Genomic DNA, 18,903 nt, shown 5'->3' with positions numbered 1-18,903 from the left:
CCATGCTCATTATTGGCTTGAATATTATTTTCAAAAGGAAGGGGAAGTATGTTTGAACTAACCATAGCATTTTTATTCATCGTTTTTATCTTGTATAAACTCATGTTGATTGTACCGATGCGTGAGGTCAATGTGATTGAGCGTTTAGGTAAATTTAGAACCGTATTGCAACCGGGGTTTCATTTTTTAGTGCCTTTTGTTGACCGAGTTGCTTACCGCCACGATACCCGTGAAGAAGTACTTGATGTCCCACCGCAAAGCTGTATTTCAAAAGATAATACTCAATTAGAAGTTGATGGCTTAGTGTACCTAAAAGTCATGGACGGTAAGTTAGCCAGTTACGGTATTGAAGATTATCGCCGCGCTGCAGTTAACCTTGCACAAACCACCATGCGTTCAGAGATTGGTAAATTAACCCTATCGCAAACGTTCTCAGAACGTGACAGTTTGAATGAATCGATTGTACGTGAGATTGATAAAGCATCCGATCCTTGGGGATCAAAGTGCTGCGTTATGAGATCAAAAACATCACTCCTTCTATTCATGTGATTCATACGCTTGAAAAGCAAATGGAAGCAGAGCGTCGTAAACGTGCAGAGATCACCCTAGCGAACGCTGAAAAAGCGGCCATGATCAACATGTCAGAAGGTGAACGCCAAGAGGCGATTAACTTGTCAGAAGGTCAAAAACAAAAACGGATCAACGAAGCAATTGGTTCAGGGCAAGAAATTACCATCATTGCTAAAGCCAAATCAGAAGGCATGGATATGATTTGTACTGCACTGGCTAACGAAGGCGGTAATGATGCGATGAACATGATGCTAAAAGAGCAGTTTATTAGCCAAGTGGGTAACATTTTGTCTGAGTCTCAAGTGTCGGTAGTACCTGCTGAAATGGCTAAATTAGAAGGCTTTTTTGAAGGTATGGAGCAAGTGACTCACGCCGTAGCTAAACCATCATCAGCCACAAAAGGAGCACGATAATGTTAAACGGAGTTGATACAGATTTCATCGTGATGATCATTTGGGGCGCAATCTTTTTAATATTTGTACTGAAGTTATTTCAGTCAATTCGATTAGTGCCTACTAAGTCTGCTTACATTGTTGAGCGCTTAGGAAAATATCACAATACACTAGATGCAGGTTTTCATGCCTTAGTGCCTTTTATTGATAAAGTGGCTTATATCCACGATTTGAAAGAAGAAACCATTGATGTTCCTCCACAGGAATGTTTCTCAAGTGATGAGGTTAATGTTGAAGTGGACGGGGTAATCTATATCTCAGTGGTGGACCCCGTTAAAGCGAGTTACGGGATTACTGATTATCGTTATGCAGCAATTCAATTGGCACAAACAACCACACGCTCCGTTATTGGTACGCTGGATTTAGACCGTACTTTCGAAGAGCGCGATATTATATCGGCCAAAGTGGTTGAAGTGCTTGATGAAGCTGGAGCGATTTGGGGTATTCGAGTTCATCGTTATGAAATTAAAAACATCACCCCGCCAGAAACAGTTAAAAATGCCATGGAAATGCAAGTGAATGCTGAGCGTGAGCGTCGTGCTTTATTGGCAAAAAGTGAAGGTGATAAACAAAGTAAGATTAATCGTTCTGAAGGTTTTATGGCTGAAACCATTAACTTGTCAGAAGGTGAGATGCAACGCCGTATTAACGAAGCTGAAGGTAAGGCTGAAGAGATTTTAACGCTGGCAAAAGCAACTGCAGAATCCATCGAGCAATTAGCGGTTGTGATATCAAAACCCGGTGGTCAAAGTGCACTGCGCTTACAATTAGGTGAGCAGTACTTTAAACAGCTTGAAGGGTTAAGCGATGCTGATAACCGTGTGGTATTACCGGCTAATTTAATCCACTTTGATCAATGGATGAACACTATGGGTCTTGAAGACGAATTCAAGAAATAGTCCATTAAAAATTGATAAATTAATCCTGAATAAAGGCTAGCATGATTGCTAGCCTTTTTATTGGCTGTTTACTCATGCAAACTTTGCCAGTTGATAAAGATAAGGTTATGTTTATCTTATTGAATCAATTTCTATCTCTCACAACTGAATCTTTAGTTTCAATTAATCAGTGATACGAATTTGTCTATCAAGGAGTGAAGTGGAGCCTAAATCCTTGCCCCAAAACCAGTGTCAATCGCTGCCACAAGTATTGCATTGTGTTGACGACCCAAACATGGGCGGCGTTAATTTTGCGCTGCAAAGTTTGTGTGGCTCTCAGTTGCAAAACGACTTTAACTTCGACATTCAGTATGTGGACTTCTCCAAGTCGGTGACACTAAACACCACTGCCGATATTATCTGCCTTCATGGCGCATCAAACTGGCGCAATCTAGTTAATATTGCTCGGTTCAAATTACGTCATCCTAAAGCTAAATTTGTCCTGCAAGAACATCATTACAGCGAGCAATTTGTGGCTCAGCAAATACAGTCGCCCACACGTTTTTATTGGATGTTAAAACTTAATTATTGGTTGATGGATAACATCATTGCCATTGCACCATCACAACAAAAGTGGATGCTAGATAATAAGCTAACTACCCCAGAAAAAATCGCGCTGTTAGGGCAGGGGCGAGATTTAACAGCATTCACGGCCAGCAATGAAAAGCCGCGACAAAAAATGGCTAATGATGTTTCTGTCATCGCCGCTTACGGCCGGTTTCATCGTCAAAAAGGTTTTGATCTATTAATTAACGCAATGCAGTTGGTAAAGCAGCCTTGTCGATTAATATTAGCGGGAGAAGGCCCGCAAGCTGAAGAGCTAAAGGCGTTAGCAGCAGAGCATTCAAATACAGGCTCAGCCACTATTGAAATTGTCGATAAAGTTGATGATGTCCCCAGCTTTTTACAAGCATGCGATGCGGTGATTATCCCCTCAAGGTGGGAACCCTTTGGGTTGATTTTTATCGAATCACTGGCAATGAATAAATCCATTATTTCAAGCCAAGTTGATGGCTTAGGGGATCAAGTTAACCAACACTCAGATCATCATCTTATTGATGGTCATCAATCAGCGATAACCTCAATTGCTGCGCCTACTTCTGCTGAAGCGATTGCAGATGCCATCGATCAATTTCTATCTCAAGCGACTTCATCAAACACAGACTCGAATATTGGCTATATCAATCATTGGAAACAGCAACAATGGCTTGAGTTACAACAAGCATGGAAAAGCTTGTTCGAGCAGTTGTTGGGAGGTAAATATGATTGAGTATGAAAGAGTTAACTTTATTTATTAAGTCGAATTATGCAGTGATAATATAATTCTACCTAGTTTTTGGACAAAAAGGACTTAGGTTACAAACATAGCCTTTTACAACTTGCCTATTGTACAGAATGCTCAATATCATATTTTTTTGTAATACTTTTAAATATAAATTCTGCATTGTAACTAAAACCTGTTGTAGGTTTTTCATTAAAACAAACAATAGTGTTTGAAGAGCTCGGTTTAGAAATATTGTATGTTTGACCGCCAGATACGGTAGTTGTTGCTGTTCCATAAGTATTCGCATTGTATGTTGCGTTATTACCATAAATATTTGCATTACCATACGTACTAGTGTTTGCATTTGTTGTAGCAATTGTTGGTGTTGTGTAGGTGCTATTTGACGTATAACTGTTCGCATCAACAATGACAAAGTATTTATAGCCACCCTGCATAGTTAACTCTGCACTTCTAAGTAGTGTAAAATCAGCCACACGCTCCTTACTGGTATTTCCATTACTGCGAAATGCAACTTTAAATACATTATCATCAAGTTGTGTTTCAGAATAACCACCCGAAAACCCATTACTTTGATATGTAGTAGCACAACCAGAAAATAAAATAGATGATACAAGCAGGATAGGTAAAAATTTCATGCAGACTTCATTAGCACATAACAGCTTGTTGAATGGCTCGCCCTTTAAAGTCGAGCATTTAAGTTATTGATTAATGACATCCTAAATTTTCTATCTGTTTGATGTAAATACTAATTTAATTTTATAGCTAAAATAAAGAGGGGTTTCCTGAAAATGATTATTACTTTAAATTGATATTTATCTGTGAATCAGAGATAGCTGCTTTGTTTTTCATTGTCTAGCGATGTTTGGAGTAAATCAAAGTCGTGGCGCTTCGCCCACACCCGACTAAAAGGGAGTGAACTGCGACTCCCTCTTAGAACACCCCGCAGCTCCGGCGAAATTTAAACAGCAAAATTTCCAACGGAGAATCATCAAGCGTTAACCTTCTTTTGAAGTCTTCCTCGGTAAGCTGCAAAAATCACTAACGCTTCCGATGGGGCGTCCCTTCCCCTCGAAAGCTAGCCAGACATCCATGTCTGGACTCACGCAATTTTCTTGCTTACCTCAATTCAAATGGATCATTCATAGAAAATCAAAAGTAGTTTTAAACCTTTACAGAATGAGCTCTTTAACAACAAATGAACTTGCAGGTTCAATAAGCTCCGTTGGAAGTGTCCGAATGCGTTGAGCTAATTTGCGTGATGGAGGCAGGACGCCGACATAGCCTCAGTTGAGCCATGGATGACGAATCTGAGGCGATAGCAAATTCGCTCTATAGCATGAGGAAGAACACTTCGCCGGAGCGGCAAGGGATATCGAAAAGGGAAATGCTGTTGTTTCCCTTTCGTCGGGTGTGGGCGAAGCGCCACGACCTTGACCTTAATCCAAACGAAGTTTGGAAAATAAGAAAGAGCTACAACTGTAATCTGATTTAACGAAGCGCCACGACGTTGACCTTAATCCAAACGAAGTTTGGAAATAAAGAAAGCACCATTGAATCTGATGTCGGCGAAACCCCACAACTTTGATCTTAATCCAAACCCAGTTTAGAACTATAAACACCAAGCTTTTCAAATTCAGAATGCGTTGCAGAATGCATTTTAGCCATAATGAAAATCTTTATTAATCACTTAAGTTACTGTATTTAAAGGGTAATAAAAGTTGGCATTCGCTGTGCATTATACCGTTACATCCTGATAACGAATAGCGAGATGCAATATGAAAACAGCAACTGTAAAAGCAACTAATGTAAATTCATTGAACGCCCAAATCATCAATATTCTTGGTTTCAGTAGTATTGCTATTGGCACTGGCATGGCGCTATTTAGTGCTAATACCCATGCTGCTGAAGCATTTGATGCTTGTCCGACGGAAGCCTTTATCGTGCAAACGCCATCGGGTATTCCGAAGACCTTTGGCGTTGAACTTGGTACAGGTAGTTATACTGTATTGTCACCAGATATGGGGATTAACAAAGCACTCAACGGTGTGGGTTTTAGTTATCTTGATAATTACCTCTACGGTTGGGATTACGAAAATGCCACAGTCGGTAAAGTGGGTAAAGATTACCAAGTAGAGCCATTAACAATCACCAAAGACAGCGCAGCAGCTAATCAAAACTTTTATGTTGGTGACGTCGCCATTAACGAAAACGTTTGGTACGGCTACCGTAAAGGTAAAGGGTTATTTACCGTACCGCTTGATGGTAATGACCATCCTATGAACATTGTGCCGGGCAGTAAAAATAATGCCACTTACAATATTACCGATTTTGCATTCCATCCAACCAATGGCTTTTTATATGCTGTTACCAATGGTAGTTCAGGTAAATTAATCAAAATTGATCCAAGTAGCGGTGCATCAGAAACTATTGGAACCGTTATCACCAAAGACAGTGGTAGCTTTACCTTTGGTGCGCAGTTCTTTGATCCAGATGGCAACTTATACTTGAGTAACAACGGTGACGGTAATGTATTTAAAGTCAACGTTGATGCTGATACTCCACAAGCTGAACTTTTCTCTTATGGTCCTTCTTCTACTTCTAATGACGGTGCGCGTTGTGCGCTTGCTGAAGTGCCAGTGGGTGACAGTGTCGATTTTGGTGATGCGCCAGATACCTACGGAACATTAATCGATTCAAATGGTGCCCGTCACGGCATCATTGCGGGTATGTCATTAGGTATCCTTGTCGACAATGAGTCTGACGGTTATCCAGCACCGCTTTCTGATGATGAAAGTGATGGTATTGATGACGATGACGGTATTAGCATGCCAACAGGCTTCGAAGTCGGTGAATCTGCAATGTTGATTGTCACAACCCAAGGCGATGCGGCATTTTTAAATGGTTGGGTCGATTGGAACCAAAATGGCGAGTTTGATACCGATGAAAAGGTCATTGCCGGTCGTTCTGTTAGTGCAGGCACAACCACGATATCTATTGATGTACCTAACTGGGCTAAAACAGGTGAAACATGGTCACGTTTCCGCCTAAGTTCAGTAGCTGACTTGCTGCCAAACGGTGGTGTGAGTGATGGTGAGGTGGAGGATTACCCATTAACAGTGACTGAAACTGGTGTAACGATTAGCTACTATCCGTCTTCGTCTGAGTACACCACTTTGGCATATGAGGATTTATATCCTTATCAAGGTGACTTTGATATGAATGATGTGGTGATGCAATTACGTATTAGCCAGTTCAGTAAAAATGACATGGTGCGTCGTGTGGCATTTGATGCGCAGTTAGTGGCAATGGGCGCTGCTTACCATAACGGCTTTGCGGTGCAACTGCCTGATGTGGGACGCGGTAATGTGCAAGAGTCTGCGATTGAGTGGAGCATGCAAGGGGTGAAACAAACTACCTCGCCATTAGAAGAAAATCAAACTAATGCGGTATTACTGTTCAGTCAAGATTTATGGCAGCACGCTACGCCAGGTAACGGCTGTTTATACTTCAGAACAGAGCCGGGTTGTGGTACTCAGTATCGTGCGACATGGCAAATGACCGTGCCATTTATTGATTCGGTTCATGTCGATGACATGCCTGAATTTCCTTATGACCCATTTATTTTTGCCACTCCAGGTACAGATCATGGCTTAGCGGCGAAGAATATTACTGACGGGCAAAACCCTGGCCGTAAATTAGAAATCCATTTGAAAAATAAAGCACCAACTGATTTGTTTGATACGCGCTTTTTAGGCATGCATGACGATGCGTCAGCGGCTTCACAAGGCCAGTATTTCCAAGATCAAAACGGCATGAGCTGGGCGATTGAAGTGCCTGATTCATGGCAGCATCCTGCAGAAAACCAACGTGTTGATAGTGCTTACATTGAGTTTATTGAATTTGCTGCAGATGAAACTGGTGAGACTAAACCTTACTGGTACCTAAATGCACAAGATTCTTTGATTTTTAAAGACTAAAAGTCACGATGAATCGCATAACTGCAAACCCAATTAACTTAAGTCATAAACGGAATTTTAAGGTGAATATTATGAACACATTAACTCAAACAACTACGGCTAAAAATGCAATGTTAACCACGTCGAATAAAGGTGTAACGGTAGCGGCGACTATGTTACTCACATTACTGACTGCCTGTGGTGGCGGGGGGCGGAGATGACAGCTCTCCAGCGCCAGTGGCTGCAACACCAGCGACAACCACCACAACAACGACGCCGACGACACCAACGACACCGACGACGCCAACGACGCCAGAAACACCAACGGATCCTGAAACGCCTGAGGAGCCAACGATACCAGCAACGTCAATTGATGATCTGATTGTTGATGCTGATTTTGACTTACAAGCGGCTTTTAATCTGGATATTGATGTGGCGCTTGAGTCTACGCAGCGAGGTTATTTTTCGTTATGTGACCAATATGAGCAAAATGGTGCCCAAGTGACGGTTAACTTTGAGTCATGCTTATTACGTGGCGCATTAGATGAAGGTAGCTTAAATGAAGCGCTATTAGTGGCAAATCATCAGCAAAACTTAGTGGCAGTGGTGTGGTTTTACGATGGTTCAGATCCTATTTATCAAATGTGGTCATATGATATGGAGGCAGAGGAGCAAACCTTGACTATTAGTGCCATATAAATTGATGAATATTAATAAAGCCAAAAAAGCCCCTTTATTGCGGGCTTTTTTGGCAATGGTCATTTCGATTTTACGCAGTGTTAGAAGCGTTTACCTAAGGTTAAGTAAAAAGATTGGTGGTGTAAGTCATTAACTCCGAAACCAAATACAGCAGGGCCAAAGTCTGTTTCAGTGCCCACAAATACACTCGCGGCGTAGATTAAGTCATTCATATTGCGCTCAGACTTCAACTGCCAAACATTGCCCGCTTCAACTGATAATCCCATATAAACAGGGACATTTTTATTGAGTATTTGCCAATCTGAGCGGCGCTGGTAAATAAGTGCACCGTAAGCTAATTGGCTGCCAACAAGGGCATCATTCGACTCACCAGATAAATTCAAAAAGCCCCCCAGATTTTGTGTATGTAACAGACTAAATTCCTCAGTATCAACGCCTGCTAAATCGACTTTGGCAATCAAGGTGTGGTGCTGATAACTGCTGGCCTTTTTAAAACTGAATTGATACTCAGTGGCTGAGTCAGTGCTAGAACTTGATGTTAGCATGCTGTTTTCGTCCATACTTAACTTGTCTTTATGCCAAATGACATTGGCCTCAATCAGCATGCCTTTAGATGGAAAGCTATAACTATCTAAGCTGTCGTAACCCACATGAATGCCTCCTCCATGAGCATCATAATCAAAATTTAGTTGCGGATATTGCGGGCCCTCCATATCGCCCGATTCGCCATATAATCCAAGCTCAATCACCATATTATCTATTGGTGAGTAACCTAAAGCTGCGGATATATGATGGGCATTATGGGTGGTTTTCAGTAACAAGAGCCCTTGCTCATAATAGGTTTGTTGTTGCTGTTGATATTGATAACGGCCTTTTACATAAAACTGTTCAAGCTCGTCCAAGGGTAAATACAGCTCGGTTGCCAATAATTTATCTTTGCCTGTGGTCAGCTCAAAGCGAACTTGGGCATCAGTATCTGCAATATGATTAATTTGATAAGCCAAATCCAACGCGACATTTGAGGTATTCTCAAAGTCTTCTTGCCAGCTAAAGCCAATATCGAAAAAGTTAGGACCCCAGCTCTTTTCTTCTGTGTTAACTACCAGCACTTTTTGATCATTTTCTTGCTCAAATTCGAGTGTGACTTTTTCAAAGTCATTGATGGCATAAACTCGATCAACGGCTTCGATTAGTGCATCTGAACTCACTTGATCGCCGTTATCAATATCGAGTTTTTGTTTAATCAGTGCAGTTGAAGTTGATGACTGATTATTAAAACGAATTTGCTCAATAGGCGCTTGTTGAAACGCAAGAATGTCTTGCTTAAAATTCGCTCGCTTATAGAGATATTGGCTAAAACTGTCAGCATCAGAGGCCAATGGTTGCAGTTGCTGTTTATGCATTAAGGCCGCTTGTTGTCCAAGTTCAAATCCACTGGCTAAAGCGCTAAAGTCGGTGGTGTCAAAGTTACTGATATCTGGGCGGATCAAAATATCAGCCTTATTCAGTGTCGCAATTTGTGCTACGGCATTGGCGCGTGTCATCAAGGTGCTTAATTGGCCGACGATAGCAATAGCGCTGTTGAGCTGTTCTTGGGCTGACAAATCCGCACCAATATCGATGGCAATAACAATATCTGCCCCCATATTTTTAGCGGTTTCAACGGGTAAATTACTTACAATGCCACCATCAACTAAGGATTTTCCATCAATCACGGTGGGCTGTAATATGCCGGGTACCGTGGCGGAAGCTTGCATTGCTTTAAGTAAATTACCTTGGTTTAGCACCACAGCTTCACCTGTGGATATATCGGTTGCTATCGCGCTAAAAGGCGTTGCGAGATCATTAAAGCTGGCTTGGTTTTCGATAGCGCCAAATGAATCCAGGTAAAGGTTGCCCATGGTTTGGCCCCTAAGTAGGCCTTTGGGGAGCAGTAATTGGCCATCAAGTAGGCCTAATTCAAATGGCATGTTGTAGCGGTCGACATCTTGTTTATCACGGTAGCGTAATGATTGTCTTGGCACATTATCGTTAAAACCACTTTCCCACGCTAAGCCGAGCATGATGGTTTCGATGTCGTTTGCACTAAAGCCTAATGCGTATAAGCCGCCAACATAAGCGCCAATACTGGTGCCGACAATATAGTCGACTTCAATTTGTTGTTGCTCTAAATACCGTATTACGCCCACATGGGCTGACCCTTTTGCTCCGCCACCACTGAGTACTAAACCGACGGTGGGTCTAGGTGATGGCTCAGGTTGAGCATCTGGGTGAGTGTTTACTGGGTTTAATGAGTTAGCGCCCACCGCGTGACTGATGCAAATACAGCTTGCCGCTAGCCAAGCTAGGCAGGTTTTCGCTAGGTTGACGTTAAACAAGGGCAATAGGAATTGACGCATCAGAAACCTTTAAATTGGAATGATTGAATTAGGGTTGAAAAGATTTGGGTGCTCACAAACCACCGAAAAATGGGGGAAACAGTGGTCTGTGAGGCTTAGGGGTTGTGATCAATCGGTCAGGATTGATTGCTTGCCTGTTGCGGTGTCTTTTTGGGTGTTGTCATCAGTTGATGGCTTCACCTTCCAGTCTCCGCCTAAGGCTTTGTTGACCAAAATGACATTTGACGCAATGTTCAGCTGCGCTGTGACAAGTGCATCTTGCATGGTGTTATCTTGTCTTTGTGCATCCAACACTTGGATGTAATCAATTAAGCCCGCTTTGTATAAACTATTGGCTTTTGCCACAGCTGTTTGGGTTTGCTGGGCTGCAGTCTCTAATTGTTGATAAAAGCGTAAACTATTGCCGTAGCTCATTAATGTGGTTTCAACTTCATTAAATGCCGCATTGACTGCCTGTTCGTAACGCAAACTGGCTTGCTTAAAACGAGTTTGTTGCATATCGACCATTGCGCTGCTGCGCCCGCCATCAAACACTGTCCACTTTGCCCCTAATCCAGCAGCCCATCCAACAGAGTTAGAGCTGAATAAATCATCTGCGCTATCAGCAATCACAGCAGGGCTTGCAGTCAGATAAAACTGCGGATATTGATTGGCGATACTGGCACCGAGTTCAGCATTAATGGCCGCCATTTCTCGCTCTGCTAATGCAATATCAGTGCGTCGTTTAAGGATGTCTGATGGCATTCCTGTCGGGATTTGGCCTGTGACTGTTGGCAGTGGTGCAGCGTCAAAACGATTGATGATGTCACTCGGGTGTTGGCCTAATAGCGTTGCAAGGCGATATAAATGCACTTTCTCAGCCGTTTCAAATAGGGTTTGGCTAGCTGAGACTGTAGCGAGTGCTGCACGAGCACTGGCTAAGTCTAGTTCTGAACCAAAGCCGCTATTGACTAAGGTTTGTACCATTTCTAAGGTCTGTTGTTGCTCATGAATATTACGTTGAGCAATGGCTAGACGAGCTTGTGCCCCACGATATTGCAGGTAGTTGTGTACCACATCGGCGGTAATCAGTGTATTAACGCCTTGAGACAAAATTTCTGCTTGTTGAACACGAATATTGGCGGCATCGCTTAATGCATCTAAACGACCAAATAAGTCAATTTCCCAACTGACATTTGTGCCAACCATCAGGGCTTGATGATCTTTGTCAATCATCTGGGCGCCTATAGCAGGGCCCGATAATGAGTCGTTTTCTGATAAGCGGTAATCCACAGCTCCCGCCCCTAAATTAACGGTCGGAATTTTTAGCGATGACACCATTGATTCATAAGACTGCGCTGCGGTTATTCGCTCTGCAGCAATTTGAATACTGATGTTTTGCTGCTGCACTTCTTCAACTAAACGATCGAGTTGTGGATCGCTGAAATTCTTCCACCACATATCGGTTTCAATTTGCTGGGTATTGTCTGCATGTAAGTAGACGTGATCTAGCCCGACGGTTTCAGGGGCTTGGTAGTCTGGTGTCATGCTACAACCGCCAAGTAAAAGGGCGATGACTAATGAGATATTACGCATTTTCATGAGTTAACTCCTGTTGTGCTTGGCGTTTAAAAAACAATTTATACAGTGCTGGCATAATGAATAATGACAGTACAGTTGCGACCGCAAGGCCACCAATAATGGTTGCAGCCATTTGATCGAATAATAAGTCAGACAATAGCGGTACCATACCTAATGCTGTCGTCAGGGCGCCCATCGAAATCGCCATGGTTCTATTGAGGGTTGAGTGAATAATGGCGTCGTCTAATTCAGCGCCATTTTTACGTTCAAGCTCAATTTGATCCATTAGCACAATGCCGTTTTTAATGATCATTCCAGATAAAGCGATTGCCCCGACTAGCGCCATAAAGCCAAATGGTTTGTCGAATAAAATTAAGCTCCAACACACGCCAATAAAGGCCAGAGGTAAGGTGATCAAAATGATGGACGGCTGTTTAAAGGCGTTAAATAACAGCACCAAGATAATGACCATGATTAAGAATGACTTAGGTGTTTGAGTCATTATGTCGTCAATGGCTTCACGCTCTTCAGAGTATTCTCCGCCCCATTCCATTTTGTAACCCGGTGGTAATTCAATCGCTTCAATCTCAGCGGCGATTTCATTACGCACATTACCAATTGTGTCGCCTAATACACCGGCTTGTACGGTAATGGTTGGCACACGATCACGGCGCCAAATCATGCTTTGCTCACCGCGCATTTGAAAACCATCAACCACATGGGAAAGAGGCACACTATGCAAGCCGACAATGGATCGAACAGGGATATCGCCAAGATCGTCTAAGCTGGCATTTGATGACTGCAATACAATTGGCACTAAGGTGTCGTGCTCACGTATTTGGCCTAAAGTAATCCCGTCGCTGGCGCGTTTTATCGCTAAGGCAATATCGGCACGATTAATACCAGCAAGGCGGGCTTGCTCTTGATTAATAATCGGGTGAATCACTTTGCTTTCTTGACGCCAATCATCACGTACATAACGAGTATGAGGGTGCTGCTCTAAAATCACTTGCGCTTGATCTGACAGCTGTTTTAGCACGAGAGGGTCTTTACCTGAAAAACGTGCTTCGATACTAAATTTATCTGATGTGGCCAGTTTTAAATCCCGAAAACGTGGTTGTGCTTGCGGGAAGGTTTTTGATAACCATACATCGCCATCAGCCACTAATGTTTCAATGTCCTCAAAGCTATGGGTATTAATTAAGATTTGGCCATAACTGCCATCTAATGGTTCTGGCTCTACCGTAACCGAAAAGCGTGGTGCACTGGCGCCGATAGAAGTAGAGATACTTTCTACTTCAGGGCGAGCTAATAGCCATTGCTCAATTTGGGTCATGTCTTGTGAGACATCTTGAATACGGCTGCCGTTAGGTAACCAGTAATCCACAAACACCATGGCTCTGTCTGAGGTCGGAATAAAGTTGACTTTCACCATTGGCGTCGCCAGTAATGTCACGATAAGCGACGGAACAATAATGGCGATAGTGTATTTAGGGTTGGCGACAGTCCATGTAATGGCTGCTTTAAATTTAGTGGCAGCGGCGCTCGGTGCTTTTTCGCTGTCATGTTCTGGCGCTTTAATGAAAGCCCAGCACATCAGCGGGGTAATTGTCATTGCCACAACCCAGGACAGCAATAAAGAGCTGGCAAGGATTTGCACCACAGATACTGCAAATTCAGCGGCATCAGTCGTTGAGAAAATGACAGGTGTTGCCCCCATAATGGCAATGACGGTCGCAGCAAGCAGTGGTAATGCAGTTTCGCCAATACATGCTTTAGCGGCTTCAAAACGTGCTTTACCTGCTTTGAGTTTACTGACGAACATATCAGTAATCACAATGGCATTATCAACCAACATACCCAGTGCAAGAATAAATGAACCCACTGATACTCGCTGTAAGTCAACTGAAGTCAGGTTCATATAAATCAGAGTGAATAGGATGGTCATTAATAAGCTTGCACCCACAATAGATGCACTGCGCCAACCCATGAATATCATTAGGATCACCACCACAATGGCGATACTTTCAAGTAAGTTGTTAATAAAACCTGTTATCGACTTATGTACTTCATCAGGCTGAAAAGCAATAGTGCTAATATCCACACCTAATGGTAGTTCAGATTGGTACTGACTGATCACGTCTTTGAGGGTGTCGCCCAGCGACACGACATTAATCCCGTTAACTGGGCTGACCGCTAATGTGATGGCTTGTTCACCATTAAAACGGCTTTCTGTTAGTGAAGGTGTTTGGTAGTCATAGTAAATATCGGCGATATCACCTAAACGAATCAACCCACTTGAAATAGGGCCAACGCCCGACTTAATAGTGAGGTTTTTGATATCTTCGATACTGGTAAAGCTGCCCGTTTGCTCAACACGTACTTGTTCAATACCCATATCGAAATTACCAGCATCGATAGGCAGGTTTTGACTAACCAGTTGATTGTACACTTGGGCGGCCGACAATCCTGACTCAGCAATACGTTCATCACTGATATCAACATTAACGACACGATCTCTAACGCCGTGCAGTTCAATTTTCTTAATGCCATCGACTTCTTTTAGGCGGCGCTGCAACTCTTTTGAGTAATCTTTAAGTTGCTGCAAACTGGCATCGTTACTGTGAATGGCAAAGAGCATTCCGTACACTTCAGAAAACTCGTCTTGGACGATATTGATTTGGGCTTCGAGCGGCAAACTGAGTTTTACGTCATTGACTTTACGGCGAAGTAAATCCCACTCTTGTGGCAGTTTTTCTGATGATACGGTCGAATGTAGATCGACAAAAATCATCGACATACCTGGACGAGATAATGAGCGCAGTGTGTCTAATGAACTCATTTCTTGTAGCTTGGTTTCTATTTTGTCTGTTACTAAGTTTTCAACTTCCGATGCAGAAGCACCTGGATAGAGCGTCACCACAACAGCCGTTTTAACGGTAAATGATGGGTCTTCAAGTTTACCTAAGTCAAAATAAGAGTAGATACCTGCAATGATGCATAGCACGGTAAAGAAGCACACGAACACTCGCTGCTTGATGGCAAATTCAGCTAAATTCATCATGAACCTCTCACAGAAATGATATTCTCAACGACTTTCCCGTCATGAATAAAGGCGCTTCCTGCCACAATGACTGTGTCATTAATCTTGATATCACCCAGAACACAGATATGGTTGCGACCTTGTTTAATGACGTTCACATCAACACGCTCCGCTTTACTATCAACAATCTTGGTCACTTGGGTGATGTTTTGACGACTGACTAACGCACTTGCTGGTAAACAAATGCTGTTGTTGTCGAGAGTTTGATCTGCAATACGTACATTGACCACTTTGCCTGGATAGAGATGATCTTGCTTTTCGTTAAGTGCAATGGTCGCCGAGAAGGTGCGTTTAATGCTATCTGGGATACTGGCTATTTCGATCACTGTGCCGTTAAGCGCCTTGCTGCCATTACTTGCAGCACCATTGGTTTCATTAGTGAATACACTGGCAGCTTGGCCTTGCGAAAACGCAGGTAACATCGTTTCTGGAATATCGATAATGGCTTGTAATTTTTCTGGTTGATGCAAGGTTACAAAGGCAAGCCCTGGTGAAACTTGTTCAAAATTATCGTATGAGCGTTGACCTACAATGCCGCTAAATGGCGCGACAAGTTCGGTGTAGTTAAGGGCATCTTTAGCTTGTTTTAGATTTTGCTCGACAACAGTGACGGCAGCCTTGGCTCTTGCTACCCCTGTTTTAGCACGATCTAAGCTGACATCAGACATGGCATTGTCTGTGGTCGCCATCTGGGTGCGGTCTAACTCATTTTTAGCTTGATAGTAACTTGCGTTCGCTTCAGCTAAACGGCCTTCCAGCTCTGCCACTCTGACTTGGTAGTCATGAGGATCAAGACGGGCAATCACTTGTCCTTTTTCGACGTAATCACCTTGTGCAACGTTTATTTCAATTAGGGTTCCAGCCACTCTAAATGCAAGACGTGCCTTTTCTTGGGCTTCTAATACACCTGAAAAGCGCAAGTCATGGTTTTGGTTATTTTCACCGATAACAATGACAGAAACTGGTTGAGTTGGTTTATCTGCAACAGTAGCGTCTTGACTGCAGCCACTGACCATCGCAGTAATAAGTGCAAGTTGAGTCATATTAGTGATTTTTTTCATTTTCATGGAACACCTCATAATTAATGAGGGCAGTTTATTCAGATATTCACTTATTAAGTAGCGGTATATGAGTAGTTTCACTTACTCATAAAATGAGACAATCAAAATATGCTAAGGATTAAATAAATTGATGAGTTATTGAATTTAATAACGGCTGGTATGGTTTATTTGCTTATAATTTCAGGTTTTTATTCTATAGTTTGTTGTTATTCACTTGAGGGTAATATCAATTTATCAAAGCGGTAACATGGATAACATCATATTAATTGTCTCTTTTTGGGGGACTAAGAGTCTGTGTTTTGTCATCTTCTCAATGCAAGCCAGCTTAAGTACAGTGAGTGCATCTGGATTACACAAGATATCTAGAGCCCATTTAATGATTGTATTTGACGAGGTGACTATGATGAAAAATAACACAATATTAGCGGCGACACTTTGCTCTTCTTTGATGGTTGCCAATGCGCAAGCGGCAGATGTGGATTACTTTATTGGTGCAGGTACAGGCTATCAAACAGACACCATTAATGGTGATGTTATTAAAGATACTGATGGATTACCTATTATTCTGCGTGCAGGTGTCGTTATTAACGAACAACATCGTGTTACAGGTACTTTCAGCTACATGGAAGACAAGTTTTCTATTGGTGAGCAAGATTATAAGCACGAGCAATATTCTTGGTTAGTGTCCTATGACTATCTAATCCCAGTCGCCAAAAATACGCAGTTATTCATGGGTGTTACAGCGGGTGGTAATGATAATAAAGTCGCTGGTAAGGCGTCAGCAGATTTCACTTGGGGTGGTCAAGCGGGCGTCAGCTACCAATGGAACGAACATTTCTCATCTGACTTGGGTTACCGTTATTTAGAACAAGACTACAGTAAAAATGGCGTTGATATTGATAACAGCCAACAAGTGTACTTAACCTTAGATTACAAGTTCTAAGTCAACGCTGGTTAATCGCTCCAAAAGGCATAGGGTCGTCGCTTATGCCTTTTTTAATTCAGTTTTAGCATCCTTGTAATAGCCGGTTTCGGTTTCAATAAGAGACGTGGCCATATCAACAATGGTGTCGGCAAATAACTTAGCTGCTGCAGTCATATGTTTACGACTTGGATAGACTAAGAATGTGTCGATGGGAGTCGATTCAATTTCAGGTAACACACTGACGAGTTTACCTGATGCAATGGCTTCAGCTGCAATACTATAAGGTAGCATTGAGATCCCCGCACCCGCCAAACAAAAGCTGTATAAAGAATTCAGCTCGTTGGTGATGATATTGTATTTGACCTCAATGGTTTGATCGCCCATTTTTAGTTTGGTGTCGACCATACCATTAATTGAACGACTGCCAATAAATGAATGATGCTCTAAATCGGTGACATCATGAATGTCAGCGGCTTTATCTATGTAGAGCGGCGATGCAAATAATTTAAGGTTCAAAGTGCCCAGTTTTTTAGCAATAAACCCACTGTCATCAAGCGTTCCTGTATCTAATACGAAATCTAGACCGAGTCGCGCCAACTCTTTATAACCCCCATTCACCATAAAAATATCTAACTGAACATTAGGGTATTTAGTGACGAACTCTGCGATGTATTTATCTAGCAATCTGTCAGTAAATGGAATAAGGCCAATTCTCACTCGTCCTTGGACTTCAGCTTGATCGTTTCGCATCACATGAGCTGCATTTCGAAGCTGATTAACCAAAGGCTCTACTTGTTCAAGAAATTGCTCACCGTTGGGGGTTAACGACATTGCACGAGTGGTGCGGATAAAGAGTGGCGCACCGAGGTGTTTTTCTAAGTCGGCAATACGACGACTGACTAATGCCCGTCGGGTATCAAGTGATTCAGCTGCTTTGGAAAAACTGCCTAATTTGGCTACGGCAATAAATAACTCTAAATCATTGATGTGCATACTGTGGTCTTATATGAGTGACACGCACAATCAGTGTAATAAGTGGGTGATTTACTTGTCAATGCAGAGGCTATTTTTCGCTGGTTAGCTCACACCTGAACGGGGTTAAGCTAAATAGTGATCGAAGAAACAATGAGAGATTCTCAGTTGTGTTTATGGTTTTTTATGGCTGATAATAGGGCACTTACTTCAGTGATAAACGAGAAAACAGCATGACAATAGAACGCATAGAAACCAGCAAACGTATGAGCCGCATTGTAAAACATAACGGTACTATCTACTTATGTGGTCAAGTTTGCCAAGATGCCACTAAAGATATCACAGAGCAAACCCAAACCATGCTGGATAAAGTCGAAGCGTTATTATTGCAAGCAGGCAGTGATAAAAAACACATATTATCTGCGACCATTTACGTTAAAGATATGTCTTACTTCGCTGAAATGAATGCCGTTTGGGATGCATGGGTGATTGAAGGCTATGCTCCTGCTCGGGCCTGTGTTGCGGCTAAAATGGCACGTGAAGCACTATTGGTTGAAATTTCTGTCGTGGCTGCTGAAATTCAAGCTTAAACAGTTTTATGTCAATAGTGCAATGGATCGATTTAGATCTCAGATCCATTGTTAGCCATCAGCATTCAACTCCCTCAAGTAGCCTCAGGCTACTTGAGTCTTGTTCGCATAACCATTGGCAGGTTTATTCCTTTGGCTATTACTGCGCGACCATAAGAAAGATTGAAAAAACTCGCGTTGTCATGAATGGTGATAAGATAACCGCTTGATAATTTATATGAGCATGAACGTGACTTATTGATGGTAAAGTTTGATTACTTCCAAACTCATTTTTGGACAAAAACGTTTTAAAGTTAAATTCTAAAAGTGACTTTTGGTATTAGGGTAGATATGGCAATCGGATATACGGTAACGCCAATTAAGCGGACAAAAATTGTTTGCCAAACTTGCTGA

13 protein-coding genes and 1 pseudogene are annotated in these 18,903 nt (G+C 42.3%); 8 read left to right on the top strand and 6 right to left on the bottom strand.

Features of this window, described 5'->3' with window-relative positions; genetic code table 11:
* Positions 1 to 48: 48 nt before the first annotated feature.
* The 3 genes and pseudogenes from ACGEDC_RS05810 to ACGEDC_RS05800 all read left to right on the top strand — a co-directional run bounded on the left by ACGEDC_RS05810 (position 49) and on the right by ACGEDC_RS05800 (position 3,230).
* Positions 49 to 983: pseudogene (locus ACGEDC_RS05810) on the top strand (SPFH domain-containing protein).
* Positions 983 to 1,921, top strand: a complete 939-nt coding sequence (locus ACGEDC_RS05805) for an SPFH domain-containing protein (RefSeq protein ID WP_394497049.1) — start codon at positions 983 to 985, stop codon at positions 1,919 to 1,921. Before ACGEDC_RS05810 ends, ACGEDC_RS05805 begins: the two are co-directional and overlap by 1 nt.
* A gap of 199 nt (positions 1,922 to 2,120) precedes the next feature.
* Complete coding sequence (locus tag ACGEDC_RS05800) at positions 2,121 to 3,230, top strand: glycosyltransferase (protein WP_394497047.1); 1,110 nt, start codon at positions 2,121 to 2,123, stop codon at positions 3,228 to 3,230.
* Between the two features lie 113 nt (positions 3,231 to 3,343).
* Here the strand turns inward: ACGEDC_RS05800 and ACGEDC_RS05795 are convergent, their stop codons facing one another.
* Entirely contained in the window at positions 3,344 to 3,880 is a 537-nt protein-coding gene (locus ACGEDC_RS05795; RefSeq protein ID WP_394497045.1) for a CC0125/CC1285 family lipoprotein, read from the bottom strand.
* 1,140 nt (positions 3,881 to 5,020) lie between these two features.
* On the opposite strand from ACGEDC_RS05795, the gene ACGEDC_RS05790 reads away from it, so the two are divergent.
* The 3 genes from ACGEDC_RS05790 (at position 5,021) to ACGEDC_RS05780 (ending at position 7,900) form a co-directional block, all read left to right on the top strand.
* Positions 5,021 to 7,222, top strand: a complete 2,202-nt coding sequence (locus tag ACGEDC_RS05790; protein WP_394497043.1) for an LruC domain-containing protein — start codon at positions 5,021 to 5,023, stop codon at positions 7,220 to 7,222.
* 71 nt (positions 7,223 to 7,293) lie between these two features.
* A complete protein-coding gene (locus ACGEDC_RS05785) occupies positions 7,294 to 7,422 on the top strand; it encodes a hypothetical protein (protein ID WP_394497041.1) in 129 nt (42 codons plus the stop codon).
* Positions 7,403 to 7,900, top strand: a complete 498-nt coding sequence (locus ACGEDC_RS05780; RefSeq protein ID WP_394497039.1) for a hypothetical protein — start codon at positions 7,403 to 7,405, stop codon at positions 7,898 to 7,900. The genes ACGEDC_RS05785 and ACGEDC_RS05780 overlap by 20 nt, the downstream gene beginning before the upstream one ends.
* A gap of 80 nt (positions 7,901 to 7,980) precedes the next feature.
* On the opposite strand, the gene ACGEDC_RS05775 is transcribed toward ACGEDC_RS05780, so the two are convergent.
* From ACGEDC_RS05775 to ACGEDC_RS05760, 4 genes are all read right to left on the bottom strand, one after another.
* Positions 7,981 to 10,299: a patatin-like phospholipase family protein gene (locus tag ACGEDC_RS05775; protein ID WP_394497037.1), complete on the bottom strand. Its 2,319-nt coding sequence runs from the start codon at positions 10,297 to 10,299 to the stop codon at positions 7,981 to 7,983.
* A gap of 108 nt (positions 10,300 to 10,407) precedes the next feature.
* Positions 10,408 to 11,880 carry an efflux transporter outer membrane subunit gene (locus ACGEDC_RS05770; RefSeq protein ID WP_394497035.1) on the bottom strand — a complete coding sequence of 491 codons (1,473 nt, stop codon included), beginning with the start codon at positions 11,878 to 11,880 and terminating at the stop codon, positions 10,408 to 10,410.
* Positions 11,867 to 14,923, bottom strand: a complete 3,057-nt coding sequence (locus ACGEDC_RS05765) for an efflux RND transporter permease subunit (protein ID WP_394497033.1) — start codon at positions 14,921 to 14,923, stop codon at positions 11,867 to 11,869. Before ACGEDC_RS05765 ends, ACGEDC_RS05770 begins: the two co-directional genes overlap by 14 nt.
* Entirely contained in the window at positions 14,920 to 16,029 is a 1,110-nt protein-coding gene (locus tag ACGEDC_RS05760; protein ID WP_394497031.1) for an efflux RND transporter periplasmic adaptor subunit, read from the bottom strand. The genes ACGEDC_RS05765 and ACGEDC_RS05760 overlap by 4 nt, the downstream gene beginning before the upstream one ends.
* Before the next feature lie 241 nt (positions 16,030 to 16,270).
* Here ACGEDC_RS05760 and ACGEDC_RS05755 point away from each other — a divergent pair, with 241 nt between their 5' ends.
* Positions 16,271 to 16,966 (top strand): outer membrane beta-barrel protein, encoded by a 696-nt coding sequence (locus tag ACGEDC_RS05755; protein WP_394497029.1) that lies wholly within the window; start codon positions 16,271 to 16,273, stop codon positions 16,964 to 16,966.
* Positions 16,967 to 17,008: 42 nt separating this feature from the next.
* On the opposite strand, the gene ACGEDC_RS05750 is transcribed toward ACGEDC_RS05755, so the two are convergent.
* The gene (locus tag ACGEDC_RS05750) at positions 17,009 to 17,941 is read right to left on the bottom strand and encodes a LysR family transcriptional regulator (RefSeq protein WP_394497027.1); all 933 of its coding nucleotides are present in this window, start codon (positions 17,939 to 17,941) and stop codon (positions 17,009 to 17,011) included.
* 212 nt (positions 17,942 to 18,153) lie between these two features.
* On the opposite strand from ACGEDC_RS05750, the gene ACGEDC_RS05745 reads away from it, so the two are divergent.
* The gene (locus ACGEDC_RS05745) at positions 18,154 to 18,510 is read left to right on the top strand and encodes a RidA family protein (protein ID WP_080916895.1); all 357 of its coding nucleotides are present in this window, start codon (positions 18,154 to 18,156) and stop codon (positions 18,508 to 18,510) included.
* Positions 18,511 to 18,903: the final 393 nt, after the last annotated feature.

The organism is Shewanella sp. ENK2 (genome assembly GCF_043568515.1).
GTDB classification, from domain to species: Bacteria; Pseudomonadota; Gammaproteobacteria; order Enterobacterales; family Shewanellaceae; genus Shewanella; species Shewanella japonica.
Note: the sequence above shows the minus strand (reverse complement) of the source record. Positions and strands in the feature narration are given on the sequence as shown.

What these genes read in the sequence shown, in the direction of transcription:
- ACGEDC_RS05805 (WP_394497049.1), top strand. Translation starts at nt 983, where the DNA reads ATGTTAAACGGAGTTGATACAGATTTCATCGTGATGATCATTTGGGGC.
- ACGEDC_RS05795 (WP_394497045.1), bottom strand. Translation starts at nt 3,880, where the DNA reads ATGAAATTTTTACCTATCCTGCTTGTATCATCTATTTTATTTTCTGGT.
- ACGEDC_RS05790 (WP_394497043.1), top strand. Translation starts at nt 5,021, where the DNA reads ATGAAAACAGCAACTGTAAAAGCAACTAATGTAAATTCATTGAACGCC.
- ACGEDC_RS05785 (WP_394497041.1), top strand. Translation starts at nt 7,294, where the DNA reads ATGAACACATTAACTCAAACAACTACGGCTAAAAATGCAATGTTAACC.
- ACGEDC_RS05775 (WP_394497037.1), bottom strand. Translation starts at nt 10,299, where the DNA reads ATGCGTCAATTCCTATTGCCCTTGTTTAACGTCAACCTAGCGAAAACC.
- ACGEDC_RS05770 (WP_394497035.1), bottom strand. Translation starts at nt 11,880, where the DNA reads ATGAAAATGCGTAATATCTCATTAGTCATCGCCCTTTTACTTGGCGGT.
- ACGEDC_RS05765 (WP_394497033.1), bottom strand. Translation starts at nt 14,923, where the DNA reads ATGATGAATTTAGCTGAATTTGCCATCAAGCAGCGAGTGTTCGTGTGC.
- ACGEDC_RS05760 (WP_394497031.1), bottom strand. Translation starts at nt 16,029, where the DNA reads ATGAAAATGAAAAAAATCACTAATATGACTCAACTTGCACTTATTACT.
- ACGEDC_RS05755 (WP_394497029.1), top strand. Translation starts at nt 16,271, where the DNA reads ATGGATAACATCATATTAATTGTCTCTTTTTGGGGGACTAAGAGTCTG.
- ACGEDC_RS05750 (WP_394497027.1), bottom strand. Translation starts at nt 17,941, where the DNA reads ATGCACATCAATGATTTAGAGTTATTTATTGCCGTAGCCAAATTAGGC.
- ACGEDC_RS05745 (WP_080916895.1), top strand. Translation starts at nt 18,154, where the DNA reads ATGACAATAGAACGCATAGAAACCAGCAAACGTATGAGCCGCATTGTA.